Source organism: Helicobacter sp. UBA3407, from assembly GCF_949747025.1.
GTDB classification, from domain to species: Bacteria; Campylobacterota; Campylobacteria; order Campylobacterales; family Helicobacteraceae; genus Helicobacter_D; species Helicobacter_D ganmani.
The window spans coordinates 1-2,794 of sequence record NZ_CATKCB010000236.1 but is presented as its reverse complement, the minus strand read 5'-3'; the positions used below and the strand labels follow the sequence as shown (position 1 = coordinate 2,794).

General features: G+C 31.9%; 3 protein-coding genes and 1 pseudogene. All 4 read left to right on the top strand.

The genetic code is table 11. From position 1 onward, the window contains the following. Positions 1-12 precede the first annotated feature (12 nt). Positions 13-135, top strand: a complete 123-nt coding sequence (locus Q1553_RS08495) for a hypothetical protein (protein WP_366525102.1) — start codon at positions 13-15, stop codon at positions 133-135. Between the two features lie 45 nt (positions 136-180). Continuing rightward, on the top strand, positions 181-1,413 hold the full coding sequence (locus Q1553_RS08130) for a hypothetical protein (RefSeq protein WP_300744176.1): 1,233 nt from the start codon (positions 181-183) through the stop codon (positions 1,411-1,413). Between the two features lie 11 nt (positions 1,414-1,424). Continuing rightward, positions 1,425-2,549, top strand: coding sequence for an N-acetyl sugar amidotransferase (locus Q1553_RS08125; RefSeq protein ID WP_115551253.1), 1,125 nt, complete (start codon positions 1,425-1,427; stop codon positions 2,547-2,549). Continuing rightward, positions 2,549-2,794 (top strand): annotated as a pseudogene (locus Q1553_RS08120) (capsular biosynthesis protein); the annotation flags it as partial. The gene Q1553_RS08125 and the pseudogene Q1553_RS08120, both read left to right, overlap by 1 nt.

Below are 2,794 nucleotides of genomic sequence, written 5' to 3'. Positions count from 1 at the left end.
GGCGTAGATAGTTTGGATATGGCAAATTTATATCTTAAACTAGAGGAAAAATTCAAGATTAAGATTCCAGACACTGACTTACATTTGGTGCAGAGTATTGCGGGGATTCAAGAGTATCTGCAAGGTAAGGAGTAGAAATTAATGCGAATCTTGCTGGGGTTAAATGAAATTTCAAATGATTTGCAGAATCTTAAGAGAGGGTTTGATTCATTGGGTATTCCTAGTGATATTATTTTGCTTAATGATTATAAATTTGGTGTTGATGAAAGTCTAATCACACGAAATTGGAATATTTCATTGGCTAAGTATGCAATTAAAATGTATAGCAAATATAAAAAAACTTTGTTATTAAAGCATCTTTTCTCGCCTTTTTCTTGGTTGGCAAGATTTATCTTGTTTATACGTTGTTTGCTAACTTATGATGTGTTTATTTTGATGGCATATTCAAGGTTTTTAGGCTATAAAGAATTGCCTATTTTAAAATTTTTTAACAAAAAAATTATCTTTCAAGTTATGGGTTCAGATTTTAGACCCCCTTACTTAAATGGTTCTTTTGTTGGAAGAAATATAGAGGATATTTATCAATTAACCTTAGAGACAAAGAAAAGAGTTGAAATTATTGAAAAATATGCTTCCTATATTGTTAGCTACAAAGCAGTATCACATTTTCAAACTTTGCCTTATATTGATTATCGTTATTTTGGATTGCCTACGGATTATAGTTATATTCAAATAAAAAACATTCCCACTTCCTATTATAAAAAGCAAACAATTAAAATTATACACGCTCCTACAAATCAGGTAGCAAAAGGAACGCCCGTTATCTTGGAAGTAATTGAATCACTCAAAAAAAAATATGATATAGAGTTTGTTTTGCTTTCAGATATAAGTAATCAAGAAGTTTTGTATCATATAGCAACTTGTGATTTTGCAATTGACCAGCTTTATTCTGGTGGTGGATATATGGCAGGATTTTCAAGGGAAGTAGCTTTTTTAAAAAAGCCTATTATTGTAACGGGTTATGATATGCCTTATTTTTATGATGATTTTGAGGATAAAGAAAAAATACCTCCTGTAGTGTGTGGATTGCCTGAAGAGTTGGAGGATTTAATTGTGCGTCTGCTTAAAGATAAGCAATACAGAATAACGATGGGAGAAAAAGCATATCAATTTGTTACAGAGCAATGGAATCAAGTTGCTGTTGCTCAACAATTTCAACGATTAATTTGCAATAACATTCCTCAAGAATGGTGGTGCAACCCATTGGAGAATGAGAGGCTTTGGCACTATGGTAGAAGCCACCAAGTAGTGCGTGAATTTTTAAAAGAATATATAGCAGAGAAAGGCAAATATGCTTTGCTATTAAAACATAATCCACAGCTAGAGAAAAATATATTAAATTTTGCTACTTAAGGAGAGTTTGTATGAAATATCAAGTTTGTAGTCGTTGTGTAATGGATACAAGCGATTCTTTAATATATTTTGATGAAAAGGGAATATGTAATCATTGTCATAGGTATGACGATTTTGTGATACCGCAATGGCAAAATTGCACAAAAGAAAAGTTAGATTCTAAAATACAACAAATCAAAGAGGAATGCAAAAATAAGGCTTATGATGTCATCATTGGTTTAAGCGGTGGTGTGGATAGTTCTTATGTGTTGCATTATATGAAAACAAATTATGAGTTGCGTATTTTGGCGGTGCATATTGATGCGGGGTGGAATACACAAATAGCAAATGAGAATATTAAAAAACTTGTAAATAAACTTCAGATTCCATTGCATACAATCACAATTGATTGGAATGAAATGCGGGATTTACAAGTGGCATTTCTCAAAAGCGGTGTGGCAAATTGTGATACACCACAAGACCATGCGTTTTTCGCTAGTCTTTATGGTTATGCAGTTGAAAATAATATTCGCCATGTTTTAAGCGGGTTCAATTTGGCTACAGAGTCTATATTTCCAACCTCTTGGGTGCATTCCAGCATTGATTCTATGCAACTCAAAGATATTCACAAAAAGTTTGGCGAGATACCTTTAAAGACTTATCCTATTGTAGGGTTTTTAAAATATTGGTTCTATTATCCTTTTATTAAAAAATTTCGTATCATTTCCCCATTAAACTATATCAATTACAATAAAAAAGGAGCTATTTCTATATTGAACGCAAGTTATAATTGGCAAAACTATGGAGAGAAGCACGAGGAATCCCTTTGGACGAAATTTTTTCAATCCTATTATTTGATGAAAAAATTTGGTTATGATGTTAGAAAACCTTATTATTCAAGTATGATTCTATCTGGAGGAATGAGTAGAGAAGAGGCTTTAAAACAACTTTTGGTTGCACCAACAGAAGAATCTTTGCAACAAGATTTAAACAATATTCTTGATAAATTACAACTAACTCCTGCACAATGGCAAACCATTATGGAATCACCCAAAAGGGATTATACAGAATATGCTAACAATCATCAATTGTATCTTTTAAAACAAAAGTATTTTGATGTTTATTTCCCATTTTCTTATTTTTGGGAGACTAATTAATGAAAAAAATTTTAATTTTACATTTTCATCATCACAATGATCCACGCGCAAGAAGGGAATATGATATTTTAAGTAGCAAGTATCATATGAGCGGATTAGGTTATGGTATAAGTCGGAAATTTGATTTTATTATAGTTTCTAAGCCCAAATGGACATTTAAGATGAAACTAATCCAAAGATTTTGGCTTTTGTTGCGATGTTATGAGAGGGTCTATTGGAATCTACCGCAAGTAAAAGAAGCAGAG